Source organism: Nonomuraea sediminis, assembly GCF_018531495.1.
GTDB lineage: Bacteria > Actinomycetota > Actinomycetes > Streptosporangiales > Streptosporangiaceae > Nonomuraea > Nonomuraea sediminis.
In genome coordinates, this window is sequence record NZ_JAHDTI010000029.1 from 40,484 (window position 1) to 67,224 (window position 26,741).

General features: G+C 69.0%; 22 protein-coding genes, 3 tRNA genes and 1 riboswitch. Of the genes, 12 read left to right on the plus strand and 13 right to left on the minus strand.

The annotated features are described in order from the left end of the window. Positions 1–8 precede the first annotated feature (8 nt). From KIK09_RS56115 to KIK09_RS56130, 4 genes are all read left to right on the plus strand, one after another. The gene (locus tag KIK09_RS56115) at positions 9–1,478 is read left to right on the plus strand and encodes a dihydrolipoamide acetyltransferase family protein (protein ID WP_214327764.1); all 1,470 of its coding nucleotides are present in this window, start codon (positions 9–11) and stop codon (positions 1,476–1,478) included. 100 nt (positions 1,479–1,578) lie between these two features. Continuing rightward, complete coding sequence (locus tag KIK09_RS56120; RefSeq protein WP_214327765.1) at positions 1,579–5,172, plus strand: glycosyl hydrolase 2 galactose-binding domain-containing protein; 3,594 nt, start codon at positions 1,579–1,581, stop codon at positions 5,170–5,172. After that, entirely contained in the window at positions 5,169–5,462 is a 294-nt protein-coding gene (locus KIK09_RS56125; protein WP_214327766.1) for a Dabb family protein, read from the plus strand. Before KIK09_RS56120 ends, KIK09_RS56125 begins: the two co-directional genes overlap by 4 nt. Positions 5,463–5,523: 61 nt before the next feature. Beyond that, on the plus strand, positions 5,524–5,976 hold the full coding sequence (locus tag KIK09_RS56130) for a hypothetical protein (RefSeq protein ID WP_214327767.1): 453 nt from the start codon (positions 5,524–5,526) through the stop codon (positions 5,974–5,976). On the opposite strand, the gene KIK09_RS56135 is transcribed toward KIK09_RS56130, so the two are convergent. From KIK09_RS56135 to KIK09_RS56145, 3 genes are read right to left on the minus strand one after another with little or no spacing between them, the layout of a single operon-like run. Continuing rightward, complete coding sequence (locus tag KIK09_RS56135; RefSeq protein ID WP_214327768.1) at positions 5,942–6,859, minus strand: NADPH:quinone oxidoreductase family protein; 918 nt, start codon at positions 6,857–6,859, stop codon at positions 5,942–5,944. The two genes, KIK09_RS56130 and KIK09_RS56135, sit on opposite strands and share 35 nt — an antisense overlap. Then, positions 6,856–7,323 carry an SRPBCC family protein gene (locus KIK09_RS56140; RefSeq protein WP_214327769.1) on the minus strand — a complete coding sequence of 156 codons (468 nt, stop codon included), beginning with the start codon at positions 7,321–7,323 and terminating at the stop codon, positions 6,856–6,858. Before KIK09_RS56140 ends, KIK09_RS56135 begins: the two co-directional genes overlap by 4 nt. Before the next feature lie 24 nt (positions 7,324–7,347). Further along, positions 7,348–7,713 carry a VOC family protein gene (locus KIK09_RS56145; RefSeq protein WP_308164874.1) on the minus strand — a complete coding sequence of 122 codons (366 nt, stop codon included), beginning with the start codon at positions 7,711–7,713 and terminating at the stop codon, positions 7,348–7,350. 464 nt (positions 7,714–8,177) lie between these two features. On the opposite strand from KIK09_RS56145, the gene KIK09_RS59825 reads away from it, so the two are divergent. Both KIK09_RS59825 and KIK09_RS56150 read left to right on the plus strand, forming a co-directional pair. Continuing rightward, complete coding sequence (locus KIK09_RS59825) at positions 8,178–8,303, plus strand: hypothetical protein (RefSeq protein ID WP_275956615.1); 126 nt, start codon at positions 8,178–8,180, stop codon at positions 8,301–8,303. A 62-nt stretch (positions 8,304–8,365) separates the two neighbouring features. Continuing rightward, positions 8,366–10,105: an ABC transporter ATP-binding protein gene (locus tag KIK09_RS56150; protein WP_250575429.1), complete on the plus strand. Its 1,740-nt coding sequence runs from the start codon at positions 8,366–8,368 to the stop codon at positions 10,103–10,105. A gap of 4 nt (positions 10,106–10,109) precedes the next feature. Here KIK09_RS56150 and KIK09_RS56155 read toward each other — a convergent pair. The 5 genes from KIK09_RS56155 to KIK09_RS56175 form a co-directional block, all read right to left on the minus strand. Next, positions 10,110–10,184, minus strand: a tRNA-Gly gene (locus tag KIK09_RS56155). 15 nt (positions 10,185–10,199) lie between these two features. Continuing rightward, positions 10,200–10,271: transfer RNA gene (locus KIK09_RS56160), tRNA-Met, on the minus strand. 3 nt (positions 10,272–10,274) lie between these two features. Beyond that, positions 10,275–10,350: transfer RNA gene (locus KIK09_RS56165), tRNA-Pro, on the minus strand. A gap of 228 nt (positions 10,351–10,578) precedes the next feature. Continuing rightward, a complete protein-coding gene (locus tag KIK09_RS56170; protein ID WP_214327772.1) occupies positions 10,579–10,899 on the minus strand; it encodes a DMT family transporter in 321 nt (106 codons plus the stop codon). Between the two features lie 33 nt (positions 10,900–10,932). Then, positions 10,933–10,997, minus strand: a riboswitch (guanidine-III (ykkC-III) riboswitch). 18 nt (positions 10,998–11,015) lie between these two features. After that, positions 11,016–11,822, minus strand: coding sequence for a class I SAM-dependent methyltransferase (locus KIK09_RS56175; RefSeq protein ID WP_250575430.1), 807 nt, complete (start codon positions 11,820–11,822; stop codon positions 11,016–11,018). Positions 11,823–11,925: 103 nt separating this feature from the next. On the opposite strand from KIK09_RS56175, the gene KIK09_RS56180 reads away from it, so the two are divergent. The 4 genes from KIK09_RS56180 to KIK09_RS60470 all read left to right on the plus strand — a co-directional run bounded on the left by KIK09_RS56180 (position 11,926) and on the right by KIK09_RS60470 (position 16,033). After that, complete coding sequence (locus KIK09_RS56180) at positions 11,926–13,731, plus strand: acyl-CoA dehydrogenase (RefSeq protein WP_214327774.1); 1,806 nt, start codon at positions 11,926–11,928, stop codon at positions 13,729–13,731. A gap of 20 nt (positions 13,732–13,751) precedes the next feature. Beyond that, entirely contained in the window at positions 13,752–14,669 is a 918-nt protein-coding gene (locus KIK09_RS56185) for an MBL fold metallo-hydrolase (RefSeq protein ID WP_214327775.1), read from the plus strand. A 195-nt stretch (positions 14,670–14,864) separates the two neighbouring features. Beyond that, positions 14,865–15,089, plus strand: coding sequence for a hypothetical protein (locus KIK09_RS56190; RefSeq protein WP_214327776.1), 225 nt, complete (start codon positions 14,865–14,867; stop codon positions 15,087–15,089). A 29-nt stretch (positions 15,090–15,118) separates the two neighbouring features. Next, positions 15,119–16,033 (plus strand): GNAT family N-acetyltransferase, encoded by a 915-nt coding sequence (locus tag KIK09_RS60470; RefSeq protein ID WP_214327777.1) that lies wholly within the window; start codon positions 15,119–15,121, stop codon positions 16,031–16,033. Here the strand turns inward: KIK09_RS60470 and KIK09_RS56200 are convergent. After that, positions 16,012–16,554, minus strand: coding sequence for a PadR family transcriptional regulator (locus KIK09_RS56200; RefSeq protein ID WP_214327778.1), 543 nt, complete (start codon positions 16,552–16,554; stop codon positions 16,012–16,014). The genes KIK09_RS60470 and KIK09_RS56200 overlap by 22 nt on opposite strands. A gap of 181 nt (positions 16,555–16,735) precedes the next feature. Here KIK09_RS56200 and KIK09_RS56205 point away from each other — a divergent pair, with 181 nt between their 5' ends. After that, complete coding sequence (locus KIK09_RS56205) at positions 16,736–17,374, plus strand: alpha/beta hydrolase (protein WP_214327779.1); 639 nt, start codon at positions 16,736–16,738, stop codon at positions 17,372–17,374. Here KIK09_RS56205 and KIK09_RS56210 read toward each other — a convergent pair. Beyond that, positions 17,352–19,355: a molybdopterin-containing oxidoreductase family protein gene (locus tag KIK09_RS56210; protein WP_214327780.1), complete on the minus strand. Its 2,004-nt coding sequence runs from the start codon at positions 19,353–19,355 to the stop codon at positions 17,352–17,354. The two genes, KIK09_RS56205 and KIK09_RS56210, sit on opposite strands and share 23 nt — an antisense overlap. A gap of 10 nt (positions 19,356–19,365) precedes the next feature. Further along, complete coding sequence (locus KIK09_RS56215) at positions 19,366–20,676, minus strand: M28 family metallopeptidase (RefSeq protein WP_214327781.1); 1,311 nt, start codon at positions 20,674–20,676, stop codon at positions 19,366–19,368. Between the two features lie 208 nt (positions 20,677–20,884). On the opposite strand from KIK09_RS56215, the gene KIK09_RS56220 reads away from it, so the two are divergent. Next, on the plus strand, positions 20,885–23,263 hold the full coding sequence (locus tag KIK09_RS56220; protein ID WP_214327782.1) for a lysylphosphatidylglycerol synthase transmembrane domain-containing protein: 2,379 nt from the start codon (positions 20,885–20,887) through the stop codon (positions 23,261–23,263). Here KIK09_RS56220 and mgrA read toward each other — a convergent pair. Both mgrA and KIK09_RS56230 read right to left on the minus strand, forming a co-directional pair. After that, positions 23,232–24,233 carry an L-glyceraldehyde 3-phosphate reductase gene (gene mgrA, locus KIK09_RS56225; protein WP_214327783.1) on the minus strand — a complete coding sequence of 334 codons (1,002 nt, stop codon included), beginning with the start codon at positions 24,231–24,233 and terminating at the stop codon, positions 23,232–23,234. The two genes, KIK09_RS56220 and mgrA, sit on opposite strands and share 32 nt — an antisense overlap. Further along, complete coding sequence (locus tag KIK09_RS56230) at positions 24,230–26,287, minus strand: S9 family peptidase (RefSeq protein WP_308164875.1); 2,058 nt, start codon at positions 26,285–26,287, stop codon at positions 24,230–24,232. The genes mgrA and KIK09_RS56230 overlap by 4 nt, the downstream gene beginning before the upstream one ends. Positions 26,288–26,741 lie beyond the last annotated feature (454 nt).

Sequence of the window (26,741 nt, forward strand, 5' to 3'; positions counted from 1 at the left end):
GGAGAGACATGCGACGTGAATTCAAACTCCCCGACGTGGGCGAGGGCCTGACGGAGGCGGAGATCGTCCGCTGGCACGTCAAGCCCGGCGACCAGGTCAAGGTCAACCAGATCGTCGTGGAGATCGAAACCGCCAAGTCGATCGTCGAGCTGCCGATCCCGTGGGACGGCGTGGTGGCCGGGCTCATGGCGGACGAGGGCCAGACCATCGACGTCGGCGTCCCCATCATCGCCATCGACGAGCCCTCCGACGGTACGGCTCCCGCCCCCGAGAACCACCTCGAGGCGCTCGCCGACGACATGGTCCCCAGCCCGCCGGCGGAGGGCGCCGTCGAGCCCGGCGCCCACGGCAGCCCCGCCCCCAAGGAGGAACGCCAGGCCGTCCTCGTCGGCTACGGCGTCAAACAAGGCCCCTCCAAACGCCGCCCCCGCAAATCCACCACCCCCACCGGCCCCAGCAGGGCGCCGAGCGCGGGAGTGGCGGAAGCGCCCGCCGAAGGCGGCGCGACGCCCTCCCGAGGCGCCCCCTCAGGCGCCGGGTCGGCGGCACGTGGTACGGCGGAGCCCGGCGCCCCGCGTACGGCGGCCGGCCCTGCGGCACCCGTCGGCGTGTCGGGTGCTGCGGTACTGGCCAAGCCCCCGGTGCGGAAGCTCGCCAAGGATCTCGGCGTGGACCTCAGGACCCTGACGGGTACGGGCCCTCAGGGGTCGATCACGCGGGATGACGTGCACGCCGCCGCGGAGGGCGCCCCGGTGGCGGCCCCGCCGGCCGTACGGGAGAGAGAAGAGCGGATCCCCATCAAGGGCGTCCGCAAGCTGACCGCCCAGAACATGGTCGCCAGCGCCTTCACCGCCCCGCACGTCAGCGAGTTCCTCCAGATCGACGTGACCGAGACGATGGAGGCCGTCAAGCGACTGAAGGCGGTGCAGGACTTCGCGGAGCTCAGGGTCTCCCCGCTGCTCCTGGTCGCCAAGGCCGTGCTGGTCGCCGCCAGGCGCTACCCGATGATCAACTCGAGCTGGGACGAGGCCGCCCAGGAGATCGTGGTCAAGCACTACGTGAACCTGGGCATCGCCGCCGCGACCCCGCGCGGGCTGGTCGTGCCGAACATCAAGGACGCGCACGAGCTGTCCCTGCCCGAGCTGGCGAGGAAGCTGGGCGAGCTGACCGACACCGCCAGAGCGGGACGGACGCAGCCCGCCGACATGGCGCACGGCACGATCACGATCACCAACGTGGGCGTGTTCGGTGTCGACACCGGCACCCCGATACTGAACCCCGGCGAGTCGGCGATCCTGGCCTTCGGCCAGGTCAGGGACATGCCGTGGGTGGTCGACGGTCAGCTGGCGGTCAGGAAGGTGACCACGCTGTCGCTGTCGTTCGACCACCGGATCGTGGACGGCGAACTGGGCTCGCTGTTCCTGCGGGACGTGGGGGCGATGCTGGAGGATCCGCTCAGGATGCTCGCCTGGAGTTAGCAGCCGAGAGGGCCCGCGAATCGCGGGCCCTCTTTACGTGATGCGCCTTGGCTGTTAAGAAGGTTTACTAACGAACCCCCCAGCGGCCTTGCGAGGAACCATGGCGCGTTCCCGGCTCATCCTGCTTCTGTTATCCCTGCTGCTTCCCTTGCTGATCTCGACGAACGCCGCGAAGGCTGCCACGCAGCCCATCGTGATCCCCGGCTACAAGATCCAGTCATCGGCCAAGGTGTCGGACACCGGCGCCACGATCTCCACCCCCGGCTACGCCGCGAGCGGCTGGTACCCGGTCGGGCCGCGCTCGACCGTGCTGGCCGGGCTGCTGCAGAACGGCGTCTACCAGGACCCGTTCTACTCCACCAACATGAGCTCGATCCCCACCGCGGACTTCGACGTGGCCTGGTGGTACCGGGCGGACTTCACGCTCGACAGCCAGACAGGCCTGCGCACGTTCCTCGACTACAGCGGCGTCATCTCCGGCGCCGACGTCTGGGTGAACGGCACCAAGGTGGACACCGTCACCGGCGCCTACGCCCACCACGAGCTGGACGTCACCGCCCAGGTCCACCCGGGCGTGAACTCGGTCGCCTTCAAGGTCAACCCCAACGACCCCAAGGCCAACCTCACGATCGGCTGGATCGACTGGGTCCAGCTGCCCCGCGACGACAACATGGGCATCTTCCGCGACGTGGTGGTCCGCCGCAGCGCCGATGTCTCGCTCCGCGACGCGCACGTGATCACCAACCTCAACGTCCCCGCCCTGGACAGCGCCGCCCTCACGATCAAGGCCGACGTCCGCAACGGCACCTCGAGCGCGGTCACCGCCACGGTCAAGGGCACGATCGGCTCGCTGGCCTTCCAGCAGGACGTCTCGCTGGCCGCCAACGAGACCAAGCGCGTCACCTTCACCCAGACCATCGCCAACCCGCAGGTCTGGTGGCCGTACACGATGGGCGCCCAGCCGCTCTACGACCTGGGCCTGTCCGCCACGGTCGGCGGCGTGGAGACCGACTCGCTGACGCAGAAGTTCGGCATCCGCAAGGTCGAGTCGGGCAAGAACGCCAGCGGCAAGCGGTTCTACAAGATCAACGGCAGGAACCTGCTGATCCGAGGCGGCGGCTGGTCGCCCGACATCTTCCTGCGCAAGGACCTGACCTACCTCGAGAACAAGATCCGCTACGTCCGTGACCTCGGGCTCAACACGATCCGCATCGAGGGACACCTGGACACCGACGAGCTCTACGACCTGGCCGACAGATACGGCATCCTGACGATGCCCGGCTGGGAGTGCTGCAACAAGTGGGAGGGCTCCTTCGGCAGCGCCGACTACCCGATCGCCAAGGCCTCCATGCAGGCCGAAGCCGTACGGCTGCGCAACCACCCGAGCGTGATCTCCTTCCTGATCGGCTCGGACAACCCGCCCACCGGCCAGAAGGACACCACCTACCGCGACGCGCTCAGCGCCGCCGAGTGGGACCTGCCGATCATCACCGCCGCCTCCGACGACGGCAACTCCGGCATGAAGATGACCGGGCCCTACGACTGGGTGCCGCCGAACTACTGGTACAACAAGCGCGAGGGCGGCGCGTTCGGCTTCAACTCCGAGACCTCCGCGGGTCCCGACGTGCCGACGCTCGACTCGCTCAAGCGGATGATGACGCAGGCGCAGATCGACTCGCTCTGGCAGAGCCCGAGCGCCACCCAGTACCACCGCTCCCCGGCCGCCGAGTTCAACAACCTGAAGATCTACCACAACGCCCTCAGGGGCAGGTACGGCGTGCCATCGGGGCTGGCCGACTACGTGAAGAAGGCGCAGCTGGCCCAGTACGAGGCGGTCCGCGCCCAGTTCGAGGCCTACGGCCGCAACTTCACCGACTCCTCCAACCCCTCCACCGGCGTCGTCTACTGGATGCTCAACAGCGGCTGGTCGTCGCTGCACTGGCAGCTGTTCGACTACTACCTCGACCAGGGTGGCTCCTACTGGGGCGCGCGCGAGGCCAACAAGCCGCTGCACGTGCAGTACTCCTACGACAACAAGTCCGTCGTCGTGGTCAACTCCGGCACCCAGGCGGCCTCCGGCCTGACCGTCAAGACCGACGTGTTCAACACGGACGGCACGTCCAAGTACACCAACACGGCCACGGTCACCGCCCCCGCCGACGGCGGCAAGGCCACCGCGGTCACCATCCCGGCCATCTCCGGGCTCTCCACCACCTACCTGGTACGGCTGTCGCTGCTCAGGAACGGCGAGGAGATCGACCGCAACGTCTACGCCCTGTCCACCTCCGACGACGTGATCGACTGGGCCAACAACACCTGGTACTACGTGCCGACCACCTCCTACGCCAACCTGACCGGGCTCAACGGCCTGGCCCAGGCCCCGATCACGGCCACCGCGACCTCGCCCTCCCCGGGCACGGTCTCGGTCACGATCAAGAACACGGGCACCGGCAAGATCCCCGCGTTCATGCTCGACGCCCACGTCGTCGACGCCGCCGGCAAGCCGATGCTGCCGGCGCTCTGGTCCGACAACGCGATCTCCCTGTGGCCAGGCGAGTCGAAGACGCTCACCGCGACCTACCAGGGCAGCGGGACGCCCAGCGTGCGCGTGTCCGGGTGGAACACCGCCACGGTCACCGTGCCGACGGGGCCGCCGGACACCGAGAAGCCGTCCGTGCCCGCGAACCCGCACGCCACCGGGCAGACGTCCTCCAGCGTGTCGCTGGCGTGGGACGCCTCCACCGACAACGTCGGCGTGACCGGGTACGACGTGTACAACGGCGCCGACCTGGCCACCACGGTCACCGGGACCGCCGCCACCGTCACCGGGCTCGCGCCGGCCACGCCGTACACCTTCACGGTCAAGGCGCACGACGCGGCGGGCAACTCCTCGGACGCCTCCGCGCCTGTCACGGCGACCACCGACGCCGGGTCAGGGCTCTACGAGGCGGAGGACGCCACGATCTCGCAGGGCGTGGTCGAGTCCAACCACACGGGCTTCACGGGCACGGGATTCGTGAACTACGACAACGTGACCGGCAGCTACGTCGAGTGGACCGTCAACGCGGCCACCGCAGGGCCCGCCAATCTGGTGCTCCGCTACGCCAACGGGACGACCACCAACCGTCCGATGGCGATCACTGTGAACGGCGGAAGCGCGATAAATCGTGACTTCAACGGCACGGGCAACTGGGACACCTGGCAGACCGCCACGATCCCCGTCCAGCTCCAGGCGGGCACCAACAAGATCAGGGCCACCGCCACCACCGCCAACGGCGGGCCCAACGCTGACAGCCTCGCGGTGAACCCGCAGGCCCCGACCACGGACTACCAGGCCGAGGACGCGACGATCTCGCAGGGCGTGGTCGAGTCCAACCACACGGGCTTCACGGGCACGGGGTTCGTGAACTACGACAACGTGACCGGCAGCTACGTGGAGTGGACGGTCAACGCGGCGACCGCGGGACCCGCCTCGATCACGCTGCGCTACTCCAACGGCACCACGACCAACCGTCCCATGGCGATCACGGCGAACGGCGGCACCGCGGTCAACCAGGACTTCCCGGGCACCACGAACTGGGACACCTGGCAGACCGCCACCATCACCGTGCAACTCCAGGCCGGAGTCAACAAGATCAGAGCCACGGCCACGTCCGTGAACGGAGGACCGAACGTCGATAAGCTGACCCTATGATCCGCCACGTCGTGCTGTTCACCTGGACCGAGGCCGCCACCGCAGAGCAGAAGGCCACGGTCGCCGCGGAGCTGCGCAAGCTCCCCGGGCTCATCCCCGAGATGCGCGCCTACACGGTGGGGCACGACGTGGGCATCAACCAGGGCAACTACGAGTTCGCGGTGGTCGCCGACTTCGACTCGGTCGACGACTACCTGGTGTACCGCGATCACCCCCTGCACCGGGCGGTGATCGCGGAACACATCAGCCCCATCGTGGCCACCCGCGCCGCCGTTCAGTACGAGCTGTAAGGGTAGAAATCAGGGTCCATCCCCGATGCGGCCAGGGGGTCGGAAGAGGCACGCTGAGGCCATGAACGAAATCACCCGACGCGACGAAGTCTCCCTTTCCGCCGCCGCCCTGCGCGGCGCCCCGTGGAAGGCGGCCGCCATCGGCGGTGGTGCCGTGGCCGCCGTCAGCTACGGCCTTGGCGTGCTGCTGCCCGGTCCCGCCGACCTGGTGTGGGCCCTGGGGCTGGGCATCAGCCTGTTCGCCCTGATCGCCGCGATCGGCGCGGTGGCCAAGCCCAATGAGGGCGACCGGGTGACTCGCCAGGCCCGGCTGTGGTCGCTGCAGCACCCGGCCAAGTTCGCGCTGCTGCCCGCCGGCATCACCGCGGTGCTGGACTACCCGGTGCAGCTGGTGCTGGACGGCGAGGGCGTGTTCGGCTCGGCCTTCCAGGCGCTGTGGCACGGCGCGCTGGTCTACGTGATCGCTGCCATCCTGACCATCACGATGCGGGGACGAGCACAATCTTCCCGGTGACCCGCCTGTTGATGAGATCGTCCATGGCCTGCCCGGCCTCCGCCAGCGGCCTGGTCTCCGGCGCCAGCGGATCGATGCCCGGCATCGCGAGGAGCTCTTCGAGCATCGCCCGGTTCTCCATCGCGTGCGACATCGACCACGCGCCCCAGTCCAGGCCCACGACCGACCGGCTGCGCAGCAGCACCTGGTTGGCCGGCAACCTGGGGATCTCCCCTGAGGCGAACCCGACCACCAGCAGCCGCCCGCGCTCGCGCAGTGCCCGCAACGCCTGCTCCGACAGCTCGCCGCCCACCGGATCCACCGCCACGTCGACGCCCCACGCCCTGGCCGCGTCCTTCAGCCCCGCGTAGCCGACTGCCTCGTTCGCACCCGCCCGCAGGGCGCGCTCCCGCTTGTCCCGCGTCGAAGCGGCCGCCAGCACGTCCGCGCCCAGCGCTCTGGCCACCTGCACCGCCGCGAGCCCGACCCCGCCGCCCGCGCCGAGCACCAGGACCCGCTCGCCCGGCCGCAGCCCGGCCCGCTCCCTGAGCGCGAACAGCGCCGTGCAGTAGCTCTGCGCGAACGCCGCCGCCCTGGCCGAGTCCAGCCTGTCGGGAATCGGTACGGCCTGCGCCCGGTGCACCACGACCTTCGAGGCGAACCCGCCCAGCCCGGTGATCGCCAGCACCCTGGTCCCGTCCGGCAGCCGCCCGGCCACCTCGTAGCCCGGCGTGAACGGCAGCGGCGGCTTGATCTGGTAGCCGCCCCTGGCCATCAGCCCGTCGACGTAGTTGACGCCCGCCGCCTCGACGTCGATGACCACCTGGCCCTCCCCGGCGACGGGATCGGGCCGCTCCACGACTTCGACCGGCTTGCCGTACTCGGTGCAGACGACGGCCTTCATCGGGCCTCGACCAGGCGCTTGAGCCCTTCGAGGGTCTTGTGCATGTTGGCGGCGTTGTGAGTGTCGCGGTCGGGCACGTTGGTCGTCCAGGCGCCCACGACGCGCATGAACGCGCCGCGGGTGTCCCAGGTCTTCTGCTCGACGCGGCAGCCGCCGGCGGTCGGCGTCAGGTCGAAGCGCCAGATGGCCACGTCGAGCACGCCGGCCGCGCGCACGTGGTAGGCGAAGATCCGCCCCGGCTCGGCCTCGGTGACCGTGCACCGGGTGGACCAGCGGCGCCCGCCGTTGCGGTTGCTGCCCACGAAGCGGGCGCCCCGCCTGGCCTCCTTGACGGGGCCGATCCAGTGCGCGCTCAGGCACTCGGCGTTCCAGCTCGCGAGGTTGGCCAGGTCGGTGACCACGTCGTAAACGCGCTCGGCAGGGGCGGCGATCTCGATGCTCGCGGTGGCGTTCGGCTCGCTCATGCCGCCAGCTTGCCGGACCGAATATTATTCGGGCAACCCCTTCTCCGCCTGGCTGCGGCAGACGCAGAACTCGTTGCCCTCGGGGTCGAGCATGGTCACCCAGCCGGTGCCGTCGGGGTTGCGGAGGTCGTCGTGAATGGTCGCCCCCATCTTGAGCAGCCGCTCGACCTCCTCGTCGCGGGTGCGGCCATCGGCGCTGTTGACATCGAAGTGCACCCGGTTCTTCACCGCCTTGCCCTCGGGCACGCGGATGAACAGCAGGAACGGGTCGGCCTCGGTGCGCAGCATCACCTCGTCGTCGCCCGGCTCGTCCCCCTCGCCCAGCGGCAGCCCCATCGCCTCGCTCCACCAGGTCGCGATGGCATACGGGTCGACGGCGTCAATCGTCACAGCGTGAATCTCAATCATCCGGCCACCCAACCACAGACGGCCTCTGTCGTACGGCAGGCCGCCCCACCGGCCGCCCGCCGTACGCCGGCTGAGGGCCCCTGACCGGCGCTTGCGGCGAGTCGGGGACGGTGGCCCGCCGTAACGGCGCGCTCCAGCCGTGGCATGCGCGACCAGGCGCCGCGTCAATGCGACTTATGTGGACTTTATGCGGAAAGTAATGCACCTTCACGGAACGGTGTGTTTATCGGCATCCGAGTAATGAATCGCCTCTCATATCGGAGCTGGTTGAACCGTGCACTTCTTAACCTCGTTGAACTGGATAAATGCCGATAGATCGACCTTCGCACCAAAGCCTCACCAAAGCTCCCTATATCCAGGGATGTAGAGAGATTTGAGTGTTAATGTCGCATTTGTCGGCATGTAGGTGCTCCCGCGACGGGAGCTAGCTCATGAGGAGGGGAATCATGGCACGTGTCGGCTTCCCCGGCTGGCAGAGCTGGGGTAACTGGGGCTGGGGCCACCGGCGCTGGCGTCGCTGGGGCTGGTGGGGCCACCGGCGCCACTGCGGCTGGGGAGGATGGTGGTGGTAGACACCTCATCCGAGAGCCGGCGGCCTGTCCGCCGGCTCTCCTTCGCCGCCAGGGCAGGAAGGATGTCGGCGACGCCGGGCGTCGTGGAGCTCGCGCCGACGGTCATGCTCCGCAAGGCCTTCAGGGAGTTCTGGCCCGTCACCCGCGGACTCCGCCTGCTCTTCGTCGTCGGCGGTGTGCTGGCGATCGTGGCCGCGCTGTGCGAGGTCGCCGCGATCGCCCTGTTCGCCGTCATCACCGACCAGGTGCTCAGCCTGGGCGACCTGAACGCGTTCTGGGCGCCCGCGCTGGCCTGGCTCGGCCTTGCCATCCTGGCCGGAGTGGTCACCTTCGGCGGCTCCTATCTCACCGCGCTCGCCGCCGAGCGGTTCCTGCTCAAGCTGCGTGACCGGGTCTTCGCGCACCTGCAGACCCTCACGCCCGACTTCTTCAACAACCGGCGCCTGGGCGACCTGATGGCCAGGCTGACCGACGACATCGAGGCCATCGAGGAACTGGTCGGCTCCGGGCTGGTCAGGGCGTTCACCACGGTGATCTCCGTGATCGTCTTCGCCGGCGCCGCCTTCTTCGTCCGCTGGGACCTGGCACTGATCACCTTCGCGCTCGTCCCCGCGTTCCTGGTGGTATCCAAGATGTTCGCGTCCAGGTTCAGGGTCGCGGCCGGCCGAGAGCGGCTCAGCAACGGCCTGATGAACAGCGTCATCGAGGAGAGCCTGTCCAACCAGAGCCTGGTGCAGGCCTACAACCGCCAGGAGACCGAGGCCGGCCACCTGCACACCCAGGGCATGAGCTGGCTGCGGGCCAACATGTCCCAGGCCGTGCTCTCAGGGCTGTACAGCCCTGTCGTCCAGGTGCTGCAGACCATCTGCATGATCGTCATCCTCGGCTTCGGCGCCTGGGAGATAGCCGCGGGCCGCCTCACCATCGGCGGGCTGCTCGCCTTCGCCGCATACCTGGCCTACCTCTATCCGGCGATCCAGGGCCTGGGCCAGCTCGCGCTCAACATCTCAGAAGCGCTGGCCGGCTCCGACCGCGTCATGGAGGTGCTCAACGCCAAGCCGAGCGTCACCGACGGGCCCACCGCCGAGCCTCTGACGACCCGCGCCGAGGGCAGGATCGAGTTCGAGGATGTCGGCTTCACCTACCTGAACAGGAGCAGGCCGGCACTGGCCGACCTGTCCTTCACCGCCGAGCCCGGCGAGCTCATCGTCATCACCGGACCCAGCGGCGCGGGCAAGTCGACCCTGGCAAAGCTGCTGCTGCGCTTCTACGAGCCCACCAGCGGCCGGATCCTGCTCGACGGCACCGACATTCGCGACATCACCCGCGACTCCCTGCGCGACAACATCACGCTCCTGCAGCAGGAGAGCATGCTGTTCTCGGGGACCGCGCGCGAGAACATTGCGTATGGCAAGCCAGGCGCCGGCCTCGACGAGATCGTCGAGGCCGCCAAGCTCGCCGACGCGCACGACTTCATCATCCGGCTGCCGGGCAAGTACGACACGCTGCTCGGACAACGCGGACGGCTGCTGTCGGGCGGACAGCTCCAGCGCATCGCCATCGCGCGCGCCCTGCTGCGCAACGCGCCCGTGCTCGTCCTGGACGAGCCGATGACCGGGCTGGACACCGTCACCGCCGCGCGCGTCATGGAGCCGCTCAAGCGACTCATGGCCGGCCGCACGACGATCCTCATCACCCACGACCTGCGGCACGTGCCGGAGACGGCCCGCACGATCGTGCTGGAGCCGGTACCGCGCACGCACCGCATCCGCATCAAGCACATGACGGCGTTGCTGCGCTGAGAAGTGGAGCCGCAGCGGGGGCTCGAACCCCGTCCTGCTGGTTGGAAGCCAGCTGCCTCACCCGTTCGGCCTCTGCGGCGGGTCTCGTGTTCCGTAGCGATGGCAGGAGTCGAACCTGCGACCTTCCCGTTATGAGCGGGATGCTCCGCCGCTGAGCTACATCGCCTCGTCCAGGTGGCAGGATTCGAACCTGCGGTACTCGTGCTCCCAAGGCACGCGGGCTGGCCAAGCTGCCCCACACCCGGTGGATCGTTGTGCGAGCCGAAAAGAAAAAGCCGCCGGGGAAATCCCTGGCGGCTTCTCGGGGTCGTGACGGTTACCCGGAAGCCTGCCGTGACATGGGTCCCTGGCCAGGCTGCGTGCCTCGCTTCGGCATGGTGTTCACGGCTGTCCTCCTTTCGACTCGCGTTCAAGGTAGCCCGCTCGTACGGCGGGCGGCCAATGGTTTTCCTGCCGCCCGCCGTACGGGAAATTCAGTGGGAGCCGGCGAGATTGAGGCCGACGACGCCGATGAGGATGAGGGCGATCGAGCCGATGCGCGCGAAGGAGACCTCGTCCCCCATCGCGAGCATGCCGAGCGCGGCCGTCCCGACGGCGCCGATGCCCGTCCACACGGCGTAGGCCGTGCCGACCTCCAGGCTCTTGAGCGCGTAGGCGAGCAGGCCGAAGCTGAGTGCGGCGGTGGCGAGGAAGGACAGGGTCCACCACAGGTGCGAAAGGCCGTCGCTCATCTTGAGCGAGTAGGCCATGGCGACCTCGAACAGACCGGCGACGATGATGATGATCCAGGCCATTGCTGGGAACTCCTCGGGACGAGCCGACAGGGTCGTGCGTCGTCTTGGCGTTCCGGGTACGGCGCGTCTCGTCCGGGAGCTGTCGCTCACCACCTACAACATCACGAAATTTCGGGTCATTCCCGGACGTCCCACCAGATCGTGACCCAGCGCTCGCGAGGCAGCGGCCACATCCCGAGTTCGAGCGCCGTCGCGCCGACCTCCTCGGCGCGCGAGGGCGGCAGGCAGATGCGGTGGCAGGCGCTCTGGGCGAGCTGCTCCAGGCTGCTGAATCGTTCCAGCGGGGCTTCCCGTTCCTCCACGTGCACCCCGAAGCCGAGCGCCGCGACCAGGGAGACGGCGTCCTCGGCGATGGGCCTGACGGGCCGGTCGATGTCGTGGAAGTGCTTCCAGAGCGGCGCCATCCAGCTCATCGGATGGCGGTGCGACAGCTCGAGCACCACGCGCCGGCCGGCGTGGGCGTTCAGGGCACGGAGGAAGCCGGCCAGATCGGGCACGTTGTAGGCGACGTGGGCGGAGATCGCCACGTCCACCTTGGGGACGCGGACCGACACGTCGGGCCAGCGCCCTTCGACGGTCGTCACCTTGACGCCGAGCTTGTCGGCCCTGACCGCGAGCTCGGCCAGCATGGCCGCGGAGGTGTCGACCGCGTACAGCTCGGTGATGCGCTCGCGCAGCGGGAGCGAGGAGGCTCCGGCCCCGCTGCCGACGTCGAGCACGGTGCCCGGCTCGGGCAGCGCCTCGGCCAGCCGGGCCATGGTCGGGCCGTCGTCCGGGTCGGCCAGCGCCCTGTCGGTTCGTACGGCGAAGCGGGCCGGCGAATGGCCGAACGGGTCGCCCGTGGCCCCGGCGAGGATCTCGTCGGGGATGGCCCAGGATTCCAGGCGGTCGCGCCAGCGGGCGGCGAGCTCTTCGGCATCCATGCAGACGAGCATGCCATGCATATCCATGGTTACCCGCGGGTAGCATTCCTAGTAAGGTTACTCACCAGTACACCTATCCCTCGGTTCAAGGAGATCGGCAGCCATGGGCCACTACAAGAGCAACGTGCGTGACCTGGAGTTCAACCTCTTCGAGGTGTTCGGCCGGGGCGAGATCCTCGGTGCGGCGCCCTACGCGGACGTGGACGAGGACGTGGCCCGCAGCCTCCTTGACGAGGTCAACCGGCTGGCCACCGGCGTGCTCGCCGAGTCCTTCGAGGAGGGCGACCGCACTCCTCCGGTGTTCGACCCGGCCACCAGCTCGGTGACCGTTTCCGACGGCGTGAAGAAGTCGTTCAAGGCCCTGATGGACGGCGGCTGGGCGCACCTGGACCTCCCGGCCGACCTGGGCGGCCCCGGCATCCCGCGCAGCCTGGCCTGGGCGACCGCGGAGATGGTGCTGGGCGCCAACCCCGCGCTCTACATGTACGCCGGCGGCCCCAACTTCGCCTACACGCTGTGGAAGCTGGGCACGGACGCGCAGAAGCGCTTCGCCGAGCTGGCCATCGAGCGCAACTGGGGCGCCACGATGGTGCTGACCGAGCCTGACGCGGGCTCGGACGTGGGCGCAGGCCGCGCCAAGGCGGTACAGCAGCCCGACGGCACCTGGCACATCACCGGCGTCAAGCGCTTCATCACCAGCGCCGAGCACGACATGGCCGAGAACATCTTCCACCTGGTGCTGGCCCGCCCCGAGGGCCACGGAGCCGGCACCAAAGGCCTGTCGATGTTCCTGGTGCCCAAGTACCACGTGGACCTGGAGTCCGGCGAGCTGGGCGAGCGCAACGGCGCCTACGTCACCAACGTCGAGAAGAAGATGGGGCTCAAGGTCTCCACGACCTGCGAGCTCACCTTCGGCGACAAGCACCCGGCGATCGGCACCCTGGTCGGCGACGTGCACGAGGGCATCAAGCAGATGTTCATGGTGATCGAGCACGCCCGCATGATGGTCGGCACCAAGGCCATCTCCACGCTGTCCACCGGCTACCTGAACGCGCTTGAGTACGCCAAGTCCCGCTTCCAGGGCGCCGACCTGACCAGGATGGCCGACAAGTCCGCCCCCCGCGTGACCATCGCGCACCACCCCGACGTGCGCCGCGAGCTCATGCTGCAGAAGTCGTACGCCGAGGGCATGCGGGCCCTGGTGCTCTACACGGCCACCTGGCAGGACACCATCCAGATGAACCCGGGCGACGAGCACGCCCACGCGATGAACGACCTGCTGCTGCCCGTGGTCAAGGGCGTCGGCTCCGAGCGCTCCTACGAGCTGCTCGCCCGCTCCCTGCAGACGCTCGGCGGCTCGGGCTACCTGCAGGACTACCCGATCGAGCAGTACATCCGCGACTCCAAGATCGACTCCCTGTACGAGGGCACGACCGCGATCCAGGGCCTGGACCTGTTCTTCCGCAAGATCCTGCGCAACCAGGGCGCCGCGATCGGCTCGCTGATGGCCGAGATCAACGCCTTCGCCGGCTCCGAGGCGGGCAACGGCAGGCTGAAGGAGGAGCGCAAGCTGCTGGCCGAGGCGGCGGCCGAGGTCAAGGCCATGGGCGACACGATGGCCGGCTGGGCGCTCGGCTCGCTGGAGTCGCCCACCGAGATCTACAAGGCCGGGCTGAACACCACCCGCCTGCTGCTCGCCCTGGGCGACCTGATCATCGGCTGGCTGCTGCTGCGGCAGGCCGAGGTGGCCCTGGCCAAGCTCGCCGAGGGTGAGGACCCCTTCTACCAGGGCAAGGTCGCGGCGGCCTCGTTCTTCGCCACGACCGTGCTGCCCAGGCTCGCCGCCGAGCGCCGGGTGCTGGCCGCCACCGGCCTGGAGCTGATGGAGCTGCCGGAAGAGGCCTTCTGAATCTCTGACACCATGGCGTGATGAACGTCGCATCCCCCCGCGTCGAGGAGGTCTCGGCGGGCGTCTACGCCTACGTCCAGCCCGACGGGAGCTGGTGGATCAACAACACCGGTTTTCTCGTCGGGCGGCGTGGCGTGATCAGCATCGACACGTGCGCGACCGAGCGCCGCACGCGGGCCTACCGCGAGGCCGTGGCCAAGGTCACCGACCGGCCGATCACCACGCTGGTCAACACCCACCACCACGGCGACCACACCTTCGGCAACTACCTGTTCCCCGAGGCCACGATCGTCGGCCACGAGCGCGTGCGCGAGCAGATCCTGGCCGACGGCATCCCCGGCTACCGCTCCGCGTGGTCGGCCTCCGTGGAGTGGGGGGACCTGGAGGCGGTGCCGCCCTTCCTCACCTACACCGACGGGGTCACGCTGTACTCCGACGAGCTGCGCTGCGAGGTCAGGCACTTCGGGCTGCCCGCGCACACGACCAACGACTCGATCGTGTGGATCCCCGAGCGGCGGCTGCTGTTCGCCGGCGACCTGGTCTTCAACGGCGGCACGCCGTTCGTGCTGATGGGGTCGGTGACCGGCGCGATCGAGGCGCTGGACCTGCTCAGGGAGCTGGGCGCGGAGACGATCGTGCCCGGCCACGGCGGGGTGTGCGGGCCAGAGGTGATCGACCGGACGCAGGCGTACCTGCGCTTCGTCCAGCTCACCGCGGAGCGCGGGCGGGCCGCCGGGCTGACGCCGCTGGAGGCAGCCCAGGAGACCGACCTCGGCGAGTGGGCGGGGCTGCTCGACCCCGAGCGCATCGCGGGCAACCTGCACCGGGCCTACGCAGAGCTCGACGGGCTGCCCAGGGGCGCGCCGATCGATCTGGCGGCCGCCGTACTCGACATGATCACGCTGAACGGCGGGCAGCCGCTGACCTGCCACGCCTGAACGTCAACCGGATGTCAAACCGCCGGCGCCAGGCTGTGGGCGTGGCCCGGCGGGTTGACGCCCCCGCAATGCCCTGCCGGGTCGGACCGCCCGTCCCCGTCCCCAGGACGGGCGGTCCTTTTCCCGTCGGGGGTGTGATCGCGCATACTCGGGTATGACCGTGGGCGTACTCGCTCTTTGCCTCTGGAGGTCGTCATGGGTGTCGGGGTCAGCATCTTCTTCCTCACGCTCGGCGCCATCCTGAGATTCGCCATCGAGCCTGACGTGTTCGGGAAGAGCGTCCACATGGACATCATCGGGTTGATCTTCATGATCGTCGGTGGCATCGGCGTGGTCCTGAGCATCGTCCTTGCCCCGAAGCGCGGCCGTACCTCCGACGACCGCCTCATGCACCGTGAGAACAACCCGCCGGAGATCTGACGCCCAGGGTGTCCTGGCATTATTCGGGCATGCAGGAAATCGTCATCGAGCAGTTGGGGCCCGGCGAGGGCGAGCGGCTTCGCGGCGTGCGGTTGCGCGCGCTGGCGGAGTCGCCGGACGCGTTCGCCTCCACGCACGCCGCCGAGATCGGCTTCCCGGCCGACAAGTGGCTGGAGAGGTTGAAGAACCCCTGGTGGGTGGCCCGACGGGGCGGCGAGGACGTGGGGCTGGTGGCCGTGCGGGCCGAGGAGGGCACCGCCCACCTGCTGTCCATGTGGGTGGCTCCGGAGGCCAGGGGGAGCGGCATCGGGTCCCGCCTGGTCGACGAGGTGATCGCGTGGGCGCGCGCCGAAGGGCTCGACCAGGTCGGCCTGTGGGCGGTGGACGCCAACCAGGCCGCCAGGTCGCTGTACGAGCGCAGGGGGTTCGAGCGGAGCGGGAAGGTGATGGCGCTGCCGTCCAACCCGGCGCTGATGGAGTCGCACTACGTGCTGTCGCTGCTGTTCCGCCGGGCCCGCAGGCAGGACGTGCCGGCGATCGTGGCCATGCTGGCCGACGACCACCTAGGCGCCTCCCGCGAGGGCGACCCGAACGACGAGCGCTACCTGGCCGCCTTCGAGCGGATGGACGCCAACCCCTTCGACGAGCTGATCGTGGCCGAGCAGGACGGCAAGGTGGTCGGCACCATGCAGCTCACCTACCTGGCGGGCCTGTCACGCCTGGGCGCCGAGCGCTGCCAGATCGAGGCCGTGCGGGTCGCCGCCTCCACCCGAGGACAAGGGCTCGGCCGCAAGATGATGGCCTGGGCCATCGACAGGGCCAAGGCGCGCGGCTGCGCGATGGTCCAGCTCACCTCGGACAACTCGCGCACCGACGCGCACCGCTTCTACGACTCGCTCGGCTTCACCGCCTCGCACGTCGGCTACAAGCTGTCGCTGAGCTGACTCAGCATCCAGCGGCACCAGTCGGCCCTGTGCCGCTCGTAGCTGAGCCCGCAGCGCAGCGTCGCGTAGTTGCCGAAGTGCGGGTCGCCGAAGCCGGGCGGCCCGTCGAAGGACGCCTCCGCCCGCTCGTACTCGGCCAGGCGCTGCTCGTGCGCCGCGAGCTGGTCGATGAACAGCTGCCTGACCAGGTCGCGGTCGGCCAGCCATGACGCGTACGTCTTGAGCACCAGCTCGTCGCGCTCCGGCCGCTCGCGCGGCGGCCGGGTCACCCACTCACGCAGCTCCCGCCTGCCCGGGCCGGTCAGGTGGTAGACCTTCTTGTCCTGCGGACCGGGCCCGTGCGCCGTCCGGAAGCCCACCAGCCCCGCCTCGTCGAGCTTGCGCAGCTCGGTGTGGATCTGGCTGTGGCCCGCCGTCCAGAAGTAGCCGATCGGCCGCCGCATGCTCGCGGCCAGGTCGTAGCCGGTGCGGTCACCGCGCGCCAGCACCGCCAGGATCGCGAACCCCAGTGTCGATGTCATTGTGCTCCCGTTCTAACTATGTCAGTTTAGACATACTTTGGAAGGAGCAGTCGTGCGGAAGATCGTCGGCTTGGCGTGCCTCGCGTTGGCCCTGACCGCCTGCGGGGGCGCTGTCAGAGAGAACGCGGCGCCTCCCAGCACCCCGCCGCCCACGAGCGCGGCACCGGTTACCACGGCGCCCGTGACGCCCTCGCAGGTCCCCACGGGACCCAACGTGTCGGGGTGCTTCACCGAGAAGGACGGCAAGATCTTCACCTACGGTGACGACCTGCCCGGCGTGATCACGGGCAAGGGCCCGGTCGGCGTGGTGATCTCCTACGAGCGTGGCGGCAACGTGTGCACCTGGCGCCCGCTGTCCGACCGCCTGGTCGCCGCCGGCTACCGGGTGCTGCTGTACGCCAGGGCCACGACGGCCTACCCCGAGGACGCCACGGTGGCCATGGCCAAGCGCCTGGCCAAGGAGAAGGGGGTCAAGAAGCTGTTCCTGGTGGGCGGCTCGATCGGGGCGACCACCGCGGTCCCGGCCGCGGAGAAGCTCGGGCAGGGCAGGGTGGCGGGCGTCGTGGCGCTCTCGGGCGAGATCGACGCGGGCGAGGCCGCCAAGCTGACCGTCCCGCTGCTCCAGGTGGGCAGCGAGAACGACACCTACGGCGGCGCCGCCTCACTGCAGGCAGCGCACGACGCCGCGACGAAGGCGCCGGACAATCAGCTCCTGGTCATCAAGGGCGGCAGCAGGCACGCCTCGGCGCTGTTCCCCAGCCCCGACGGCCAGAAGGTGCTGGACACGATCGTGGCGTTCATGGACCGGCACAAGGGCTGAGCTCCACCTGGTTGTCGTGGTAGACGGGGCCGCGGCCCATGTCGGCGTCGCGCTCCTCGACCACGGCGTTGGTGGTGGCCCCGCCCGGGCTGTGCTTGCGCCAGCGGCCCTTGGTCGAGGCCACCACGCCCCGCGCCACCCGATCGCTGATCTCGACGTCGGCCAGGAACTCGCCGCCGGCGTTGTGCACCCTGACCCGCTGCCCGTCCTGCAGCCCGCGCGCCCGGGCGTCGTCGGGGTGCACGAGCACGACCGGATCCTTGGCGCGCCGCCGCAGCTCTGGGTTGTTGCCGAAGATGGTGTTCAGGAACGTGTGCGAGGCAGGCGTGAGCAGGGTCAGGCCGCCCGCCGTACGCGCCGACTGCGAGGGGACGTAGGCCTTGCCGGCCGGAGGGAAGCGCAGGCGGCCCGAGGGCGTCGGGAAGCCGTCGGCGAACGGGGCGAAGGGCTGCGGGTAGTTCATCCGCACCCAGCCCTCCTTGCGCAGCCGGTCGAGCGTGACACCCTCAAGCGACGGGTGGCCGCCGGACAGCAGCTGCTCGGCCAGCTCCAGGTCGGAGTCGTACAGCGAGGGCTCGGTCAGGCCCATGTGCCGGGCCAGGCGGCGGAACGTCTCGGCCGTCGTCAGGCACTCGCCCGGCGGCTCCACGGCCTTCTCGTTCCACATCAGGTACAGGTGGCCGTAGCCGGCGTGCAGGTCGTGGTGCTCGGTCTGCATGGTGGCGGGCAGCACGATGTCGGCGTAGTCCACGGTGTCGGTCGGGAACTGCTCCATCACGACCGTGAACAGGTCCTCGCGCTCCAGCTGCGCCCGGATCCCGTTGCTGTCGGAGGTGGAGGCCATCGGATTGGCGCCGTAGACCCACAGGCACTTCACCGAGTCCAGCTGGGAGGCCAGCTTGGTCATCGTCAGCGTCCTGACCCTCTTGGGCAGCAGGTCGTCGCGCATGTCGATGTCGAGGTGGACGTGGCCGCTGGTGGAGTAGACCAGGCCACCGCCCGGGTGGCGCCAGTCGCCGGTGACGCCGGGGATCGCGGCGATCGTGCGCAGCGCGGTGCCGCCGCCCTCGTGCCGCTGCAGGCCCTGGGTGGCGCGGATCGCGGTCGGGCGGGTGTGGGCGACCTTCATCCCCAACCTGTGGATGTCCTCGGCCGGGATGCCGGTGATCTCGGCGGCGATGCTCGGCGGATATTTCCGGATCTCCGCGGAGAAGTCCTCCCAGCCCTGCGTGTGCTGGGCGATGAACTCCTCGTCCTGCGTGCCCTCCGACAGCACCACGTTGAGCAGGGCCAGCGCGAGCACCGCGTCGGTGCCCGGCCGGATCGCCAGGTGCTCGTCGGCCTGGTCGGCCGTGCGGGTGCGGATCGGGTCGATGGCCACCACGTGGGCGCCGTTGGCACGGCCGTCCTGGATGAACTTCCACAGGTGGTGGCCGCTGGTCAGGGTGTTGGTGCCCCACAGCAGGATCAGCTTGGACTGGGCGAAGTTCTCCGGGTCCATGCCCGCCGCCGTGCCGTTGGTATGCGTCAGCCCGGTGTTGCCCGCGGTGGAGCAGATGTTGAGCGCGTGCTTGGAGGCGCCCAGCACGTTCCAGAACCTGCGCCCCGCCACGCCCTCGCAGCCGTGGATGTAGCCGAGCGAGCCGGTGCCCTGGTAGGGCCAGATGGCCTCGCCGCCGTGCTCGTCGATGATGCGGCGCAGCCGTACGGAGATCTCTTCCAGTGCCTCGTCCCAGCTGATGCGCTCGAACTGGCCGGAGCCCTTGGGCCCGGTGCGGCGCATCGGGTAGAGGATGCGGTCGTCAGCCTGGGTGTGTTCGAGATAGCGGTTCACCTTCACGCACAGGGCGCCCCGCGTGTAGGGCTGGTCGGGGTTGCCACGCATCTTCACGGCCTTGCCGTCCTGGACGGTGACAACCCACGAGCAGCCATCCGGGCAGTCCAGTGGACACGCCCCCAAAACCCTCAATTCACCCGCCATGTCCTCTAGATTACGATTTCGGCCAGGCATAGTGGCTCACGAAATTCGCCAGCGCCGCCGAGTTCACCTCCAGCGCCTTGCGGTCGACGTTGCCCAGCGAGTCGCAGGCCTGGTGGTAGCAGCCGTCCAGCGGCTCGCCCGCCACCCCGCCGAACGTCTCGGCCTCGTCCTCGGTCTTGAGCTGCTCCGCGCCGGTCGACAGCCCGCCCGCAGGGATGCCCGCCGCGATGAACGGCCCGTAGTCCGACCGCCCGTCGAAGGCCTTGCCCGCGTACGGCAGGCCGTGCCCGACGAAGTACCGCTGCAGGGTCCGCTCCACGCCCGCCGAGCCCTTCGGGAATGGACCCCCGCCGAGGCCGTCGGAGTTGTCGCCGTCGTAGATCTGGAACTTGTAGTTCGGCGAGGCGATCATGTCCAGGTTCACGTAGAACCGGATCTGCTTGCGCTCGGCGGGAGTCAGGCTCGCCACGTAGTGCTGCGACCCGAGCAGCCCCAGCTCCTCCCCGCCCCACCAGGCGAAGCGCACCGGCCGCCGCGGGTGCAGCCTGGCGGTCCGCAGCGCCACCTCGAGCACCGCCGCGCTGCCCGAGCCGTTGTCGTTGATGCCGGGCCCCTCCTGCCGCGAGTCGAGGTGGGAGCCGACCATGAACACCCTGCCCTCGCCCGGGGTCTGCGCGATCACGTTGTGCGTGATCCGCTGCTCACTCTCGGTCCTGGTCATGACCCGCAGCCGCCTCAGCCCGCCGAGCTCCTCGCCGGTGTCCGGGCCCACCGCGACCACGGGCAGGTGCTGCGGGTGGCCCGCGCTGCCGTCGAAGGTCTCCTTCGGGTCGATCACCACCAGCGCCTTGGCGCCGGCGGCCGTGGCGGCCTTCGCCTTCTCCTCGAACGTGCAGGTGCCCCGATCGGCCAGCGCGATCCGCCCCGGGACGAATCCGGTGAAGTCGCTCGCCGTACAGCCGAGACCGGCGCGCTGGGGGCGGGCCGTGACGTCGCCGCTCCCGGAGAAGTGCATGGTCCTGGCGTCCTTGTAGGCGTGAGAGCCTCTCACGAGGGCAGGGGCGAGCTCACGGTAGAAGTCGAATGCGAAGGGTTGGAGCTCCACGGTGTAGCCTGCGTCGCGCAGCTTGGATGCGACGTATGCGGCCGATGCGTCGTAACCGGGCAGCCCGGCCGCGCGGTTTCCGCCGTGCGCGTCGGCGATGGCCTGCAGAGCCTTGAGATGCCCGAACACGTGGTCCACGGTGACCGCGTCACCCAGCCGGTCGCCCGGCGCGCCCGGCGTGACGAGGGCCAGCAGGAGCATCGCATGAGTGATCATGCCAGGAGAGTCCCAAGCAGCCTCGCGCTCCGGGGAAAAGGCGCGTCCACATGGTCGAGTCCTTACCCGGTGCGACGACTCAGGTGACGATTGGGGACACTAGAGGCTAAAGATCGTACGGTCCGGCCGGGAAGGTGCAGAATCGCTGTCGGTGGCGGAAATCAGGGAACGCGATGACGCGGCAGACCTCTCGGAGGGGGATTCAGCCGTGGATGCCGCGCGCTCGGAACCTGACGTCTATGTAGTCGAGCCGCTCCTGCCGCAGCGCCTGCGCCGGCCCTCGGACCTGCTGCGGTTCTTCGCCACGCTGCTCGTGCTCGGCGCGGTCATCCTGCTGTCGCTGGTGGCCAAGCAGACGCTCAACGGCCTGGAGGCCGACGTCACCTCGGGCACGCGCCTGCTGCCCGAGCTGTTCTCCAGGATCGCCACCTTCCTGGGTGGCGCCGCGGTGCTCGTCGTGCCCGTGGCCTTCGCCGTGGAGCGCGTCTTCCACCGCGACGGGCTGCGCGTCGCCGAGGGCCTGATCGCGGCCATCATCGGCATGGTCGTCTCGTTCCTCATCGGCCAGTGGCTGGTCTCAGGCGCCGCGCCGGACCTGCACCAGCTGCTGACCGGCGGCCGCGCCATCGAGCCGCTCAACACGCTGCTCACCTCGGTGATCGCCTACGCCACCGCCGTCCGCATCTCGCGCCGCCCCACCTGGCGGATGCTGATGTGGACGATGATCGCGCTCGACGCCTTCGCGCTGTTCTCCGGCCGCCAGGTCACGCTGCCGAGCGCGCTGGTCACGATCCTGGTCGGCATGGCCATCGGATACGGCACGCTGTACGGGATCGGGTCTCCCAACACCCGCCCTCCGGGCAACGCCGTGGTCGCCGCGCTGCGGAAACTGTCGTTCAGCCCGGTCTCGGCCCGCCGGATCGAGGACGACCACCAGGGCAGCCGCCGTTACGCCATCGGATTGAAGGACGGCGCCTCCCTCGACGTCACCGTGCTCGACCGCGACCGGCAGGTGGCCGGCCTGCCGTACCGGCTGTGGCGGCGCATCAGGCTCAACTCCGAGACCAGGCGCAAGGCGATCCGCTCGCTGCGCGCCGAGCTCGAGCGCGAGGCCCTGATGGCGTATGCGGCCCAGGCCGCGGGCGCCTCCACGCCGCGGCTGCTGGGCACCAGCGAGATCGGCACAGAGGCCGCGCTGCTCGCCTACGAACACCTGGAGACCAGGCCACTCGACGACCTGACCGACGCCGAGATCGACGACGACCTGCTGGCCCAGATCTGGGAGCAGGTCGAGCTGCTGCAGATCCAGCGCCTGGCGCACCGCCGGCTGACCGGCGACAGCATCCACCTCGACCGGGCGGGACGGGTCGTGCTGACCGACGCCCGCAGCGGCGAGATCGCCGCCGGCGACCTGCTGCTGCGACTGGACATCGCCCAGCTGCTCACCTACCTCAGCCTGCGGGTCGGCGCGGAGCGGTCGGTGAAGGCCGCGGCCGGCGTGCTCGGGCCTGACGCGCTGGCCACCGCGATGCCGCTGCTGCAGCGCATCGCGCTGGTCCGCGAGACGCGGTCGGCGCTGTCGAAGGACAAGGGGCTGCTGGCCGCCATCCGCGAGCAGATCGTGGCGCTCAAGCCGGAGAGCAAGGTCGAGGAGATCCGGCTGGAGCGCTTCCGGCCGCGCACGCTCATCACGATCATCGCCAGCACCCTGGCCGCCTACTTCCTGCTGTCGCAGCTCAGCCGCGTCAACGTGGTCCAGGTCGTGACGACCGCCAACTGGGCCTGGTCGGGGCTGGCGCTGGTGGCCTCGTTCATCAGCTTCGTGGCGGCTGCGCTGATGCTGCGCGGCTTCGTGCCGGAACATCTGCCGCTGTGGCGGACCGTGCTCGTGCAGTTCTCGGCCTCGTTCGTGAAGCTGGTCGCGCCCGCGGCCGTCGGCGGCGTCGCGATCAACACCCGCTACCTGCAGAAGCGCGGCATCACCCCGGCTCTCGCGGTGGCCAGCGTGGGCGCCTCGCAGCTGGTCATGATGATCTTCCACATCGGGCTGCTGCTGCTGTTCGCCTACATCACCGGGTCCAGCACCGCCACCTCGTTCACGCCGTCGCGCGGGCTGGTGCTCGTCATGCTGGCGGTCGCCGTGCTGGTGGTGGTCGTGCTCGGCGTGCCACCGCTGCGCAGGCTCATCACCGGGCGGATGCGGCGGTTGTTCTCCAACGTGCTGCCCCGGCTGCTGGACGTGCTGCAGTCGCCGCGCAAGATGATCGAGGGCTGCTCCGGCACCCTGATGATCACGCTGGCGTTCGTGGCCTGCCTCGACGCCTGCCTGCGCGCCTTCGGCGCCGACCTCGACTTCACCGCCGTGGCGGTGGTCTACCTGACGGCCAACGCGATCGGGTCCGCCGCGCCCACGCCTGGCGGCCTGGGCGCGGTGGAGGCCTCGCTCACGCTGGGGCTGACGGTGGCGGGCGTGCCCGCCGAGCTCGCCACCTCCGCCGTCCTGCTCTACCGGCTGCTCACGTTCTGGCTGCCGGTCCTACCCGGTTGGGCGTCCTTCACTTACCTGCAGAAGCATGAAGCTCTTTGAGCTTGTCGATCTGAGCGAGTTCGTCCTCGGTGAAAGCCGGGCCGTGCACGCAGGCCAGGTTGTCCTCCAACTGCTTGACGCTTGAGGCGCCGATCAGCACGCTCGTCACCCGCGGGTCGCGGATCGTCCACTGCAGGGCCATCTGCGCCAGCGTCTGCTTGCGCGTCTTGGCGATCTCGTTGAGGTTGCGCGCCAGCTCGACCTCGACCTCATCCGCGCTGAGGTACTTGCTGGTGGCCGCCCGCGAGTCCGCGGGGATCCCGTTGAGGTAGCGGTCGGTCAGGATGCCCTGGGAGAGCGGGGAGTACACGATGCACCCCATGCCCTCGTCCTCCAGCACGTCCAGCAGCCCGTGCTCGATCCACCGGTTGATCATCGAGTACGACGGCTGGTGGATCAGCAGCGGCGTGCCCAGCTCCTTCATGATCCGCGCCGCCTGCGCGGTCTGCTCGGCGTCGTAGTTGGAGATGCCCGCGTACAGCGCCTTGCCCGAGCGGACCGCGTGGTCCAGCGCGCCCATCGTCTCCTCGAACGGCGTGTTCGGGTCGGGACGGTGGCTGTAGAAGATGTCCACGTAGTCGACCTGGAGCCGCTTGAGCGACTGGTCCAGGCTCGAGAGGACGTACTTGCGCGAACCCCACTCCCCGTACGGGCCGGGCCACATGTCGTACCCGGCCTTGCTGGAGATGACCAGTTCGTCCCGATACTTCGCGAAATCCTGCGAGAAGATCTGACCGAAGTTCCGCTCCGCGGAGCCGTACGGCACGCCGTAGTTGTTGGCCAGGTCGAAGTGGGTCACACCCAGGTCGAAGGCGCGTCGCAGGATCGCACGTGAGTTCTCGATCGGCCGGTCGTCGCCGAAGTTGTGCCACAGCCCCAGCGACACGGCGGGCAGCTTGAGCCCGCTCCGCCCGCTGCGGTTGTACGGCATGCCGGCCTCGTAGCGGTTCTCGGCGGCTGTATAGGTCATGCGGTGCCTCTTTCGATGATCCAGGACAGCGCGAAGGCCTCTTCGCGCCAGGCGTCGTAGCGCCCGCTGCGGCCGCCGTGTCCCGCGCCCATCTCCGTCTTCAACAGGAACGGCCCACCGCCGGCCGTCGCACGCAGCCTAGCGATCCACTTCGCGGGCTCGTGGAACAGGACCCGGGTGTCGTTCAGGCTGGTGATCGCCAGGATCGGCGGGTACGGCCTGCCGTCCACGTTCTCGTAGGGCGTGTAGCTCTTCATGTAGGCGTAGACGTCGGCGTTGTGCAGGGGGTCGCCCCACTCGTCCCATTCGATCACGGTCAGCGGGAGCGACGGGTCGAGGATGGTGTTGAGCGCGTCGACGAACGGCACCTCCGCCACCACGCCCGCGAAGTCCTCGGGAGCCAGGTTCGTCACCGCGCCCATCAGCAGGCCGCCGGCCGAGCCGCCCCTGGCGACGAGGTTCGTGCTCCAGCCGCTGGACTTCAGGTGCCTGGCGGCGGCCACGAAGTCGGTGAAGGTGTTCCGCTTCCGGGTGAGCTTGCCCTCCTCGTACCAGCGGCGGCCCATCTCCCCGCCGCCCCTGACGTGCGCGATGGCGAAGACGAACCCGCGGTCGAGCAGGCTCAGCCTCGGCACGCTGAAGCCCGGGTCGATCGAGGTCTCGTAGCTGCCGTAGCCGTACAGGACCGTGGGCGCGGGCCTGGCCGTGTCCTTGCGCTTGACGATCGAGATCGGCACCTTCGTGCCGTCCTCGGCCGTGGCCCACTCGCGGAACTGCTCGTAGTCGGCCGGGTCGTAGCCGCCGAGCACGGCGCGCTGCTTCAGCAGGATCAGCTCGTGGGTGCCCAGGTCGTAGTCGTAGACGCTGGGCGGGGTGATCATGCTGGTGTACGCCAGGCGGAGGCGGTTCGTGTCGAACTCGGGGTTGCCCGCGGGGCTGACGTCGTAGAGCGGTTCGGGGAACTCGATCTCGTAGGCGCCTTCCTGGCTCTCCTTGTCGGGAAAGATCCGCAGGCCCGTCAGGCCGTTGCGGCGGAAGTGCACCACGGCGTGGCTCTCGAACGCGTCGATCTCCAGGAGCCGGGTGTCGTCACTGTGCGCGATGAACGGCGTCCAGGTGGCCGGGTCGTCCAGCGGGGCCGTGGCCAGCTCGAAGTTCTCGGCGTTCTCGTTGTGCAGGATGTAGAAGAAGCCGCCGGCGTGCTCGACCCCGTACTCCACGCCCGTGGTGCGCGGGCGGACCATCGCGAACTCGCCGGTCGGGTCGGTGGCGTCGAGGATGCGGATCTCGCTGGTGATCTTGCTGCCCGCGCCCAGGACCAGGTACTTCTCGCTGCGGGTCAGGCCGATGCCGACCCAGAAGCGCTCGTCGTCCTCCTGGTAGACGAGGGTGTCCTCGCTGGTGCCCAGGGTGTGTCGGTAGACCTGGAACGGGCGCCAGGCGTCGTCGACCCGGGTGTAGAAGAACGTCGAGCCGTCGGCCGACCAGGCGCCGCCGTAGAAGATGCCCTCGATCTCGTCCTCGAGGATCTCGCCGGTCTCGAGGTTCTTGAAGCGGAGAGTGAAACGCTCGTCGCCCTTGTAGTCCGTGGAGTAGGCCAGCATCGTGCCGTCCGGCGAGACGGCGCTGGTGCCGATGGAGAAGAACGCGGAGTCGCCCGCCAGCTCGTTGCCGTCGAGCAGGACCTGCTCGCCGGGGAGGATCGCCTCGGGAGTCACCACCGGGGGCTGCTCGTCGGTCGCCGGGACCCTGATGGAGATGGCGTACTGCTTGCCCTCCTGGGTGCGGGTGAAGTACCACCACTTGCCCTTGCGACTGGGCACGGACAGGTCGGTTTCCTGCGTTCTTCCCTTGATCTCCTGGAAGACCTTCTCCTGGAGTTCTTCGAGGTGAGCGGTCTCCTGCTTGAGATATGCGTTCTCGGCCTCCAGATAGGTGACCGTGTCGGGATCTTCCTTGTTGGTCAGCCAGGCATACTCGTCGATCACGGTGTCGCCGTGATGGATACGCTCAGTCGGGACCTTCTTCGCCACTGGCGGCATGTTGCTGCTCACGGGTGGAGTCTATGTTCGGCCGTGATCGATCTGTGGCCGTGATTCGGTCGGAGTAGTCCCGGGCGCTGCTAATCTTTGAGAGCGGACGCAATGCGGCGCAACCAACCTCCTCCACTTCGGTGGCTTCGGCATGGCTTGCACCTCTGGTCGTCTGCACCTCCTTTGTACGAGCACTTCCGAAGATCGGTTTGCCAACCGGCCGGAGGACGGGTAAGTTAGAAGGGTTGCTCCGGAGACGGGGCAGGATCCCATTCCTGCAGCTAGAACCAGCTGGTGTCAATTTGACACTGACCGGGACGGCGGTAAGGTTTAGGAACAAGAACAAAGACGAAATGAACGCCTCTCGCGGTTCCGGGGAGTACGCGTCCGTTTCTTGAGAACTCAACAGTGTGTTAAAAGCCAGTGCATGATTTTCATGCAACACCTCGTCTAATTTGGCGAAGTATTGCTGGGT

Excerpts from the sequence above, each read along its gene's own strand:
- KIK09_RS59825 (WP_275956615.1), top strand. The coding sequence starts at position 8,178 with ATGGCACGTGTCGGCTTCCCCGGCTGGCAGAGCTGGGGTAACTGGGGC.
- KIK09_RS56115 (WP_214327764.1), top strand. The coding sequence starts at position 9 with ATGCGACGTGAATTCAAACTCCCCGACGTGGGCGAGGGCCTGACGGAG.
- KIK09_RS60470 (WP_214327777.1), top strand. The coding sequence starts at position 15,119 with ATGCAGGAAATCGTCATCGAGCAGTTGGGGCCCGGCGAGGGCGAGCGG.
- KIK09_RS56170 (WP_214327772.1), bottom strand. The coding sequence starts at position 10,899 with ATGGCCTGGATCATCATCATCGTCGCCGGTCTGTTCGAGGTCGCCATG.
- KIK09_RS56180 (WP_214327774.1), top strand. The coding sequence starts at position 11,926 with ATGGGCCACTACAAGAGCAACGTGCGTGACCTGGAGTTCAACCTCTTC.
- KIK09_RS56125 (WP_214327766.1), top strand. The coding sequence starts at position 5,169 with ATGATCCGCCACGTCGTGCTGTTCACCTGGACCGAGGCCGCCACCGCA.
- KIK09_RS56185 (WP_214327775.1), top strand. The coding sequence starts at position 13,752 with ATGAACGTCGCATCCCCCCGCGTCGAGGAGGTCTCGGCGGGCGTCTAC.
- KIK09_RS56175 (WP_250575430.1), bottom strand. The coding sequence starts at position 11,822 with ATGGATGCCGAAGAGCTCGCCGCCCGCTGGCGCGACCGCCTGGAATCC.
- KIK09_RS56130 (WP_214327767.1), top strand. The coding sequence starts at position 5,524 with ATGAACGAAATCACCCGACGCGACGAAGTCTCCCTTTCCGCCGCCGCC.
- KIK09_RS56135 (WP_214327768.1), bottom strand. The coding sequence starts at position 6,859 with ATGAAGGCCGTCGTCTGCACCGAGTACGGCAAGCCGGTCGAAGTCGTG.
- KIK09_RS56215 (WP_214327781.1), bottom strand. The coding sequence starts at position 20,676 with ATGATCACTCATGCGATGCTCCTGCTGGCCCTCGTCACGCCGGGCGCG.
- KIK09_RS56200 (WP_214327778.1), bottom strand. The coding sequence starts at position 16,554 with ATGACATCGACACTGGGGTTCGCGATCCTGGCGGTGCTGGCGCGCGGT.
- KIK09_RS56190 (WP_214327776.1), top strand. The coding sequence starts at position 14,865 with ATGGGTGTCGGGGTCAGCATCTTCTTCCTCACGCTCGGCGCCATCCTG.
- KIK09_RS56210 (WP_214327780.1), bottom strand. The coding sequence starts at position 19,355 with ATGGCGGGTGAATTGAGGGTTTTGGGGGCGTGTCCACTGGACTGCCCG.
- mgrA (WP_214327783.1), bottom strand. The coding sequence starts at position 24,233 with ATGACCTATACAGCCGCCGAGAACCGCTACGAGGCCGGCATGCCGTAC.
- KIK09_RS56150 (WP_250575429.1), top strand. The coding sequence starts at position 8,366 with ATGTCGGCGACGCCGGGCGTCGTGGAGCTCGCGCCGACGGTCATGCTC.
- KIK09_RS56140 (WP_214327769.1), bottom strand. The coding sequence starts at position 7,323 with ATGAGCGAGCCGAACGCCACCGCGAGCATCGAGATCGCCGCCCCTGCC.
- KIK09_RS56120 (WP_214327765.1), top strand. The coding sequence starts at position 1,579 with ATGGCGCGTTCCCGGCTCATCCTGCTTCTGTTATCCCTGCTGCTTCCC.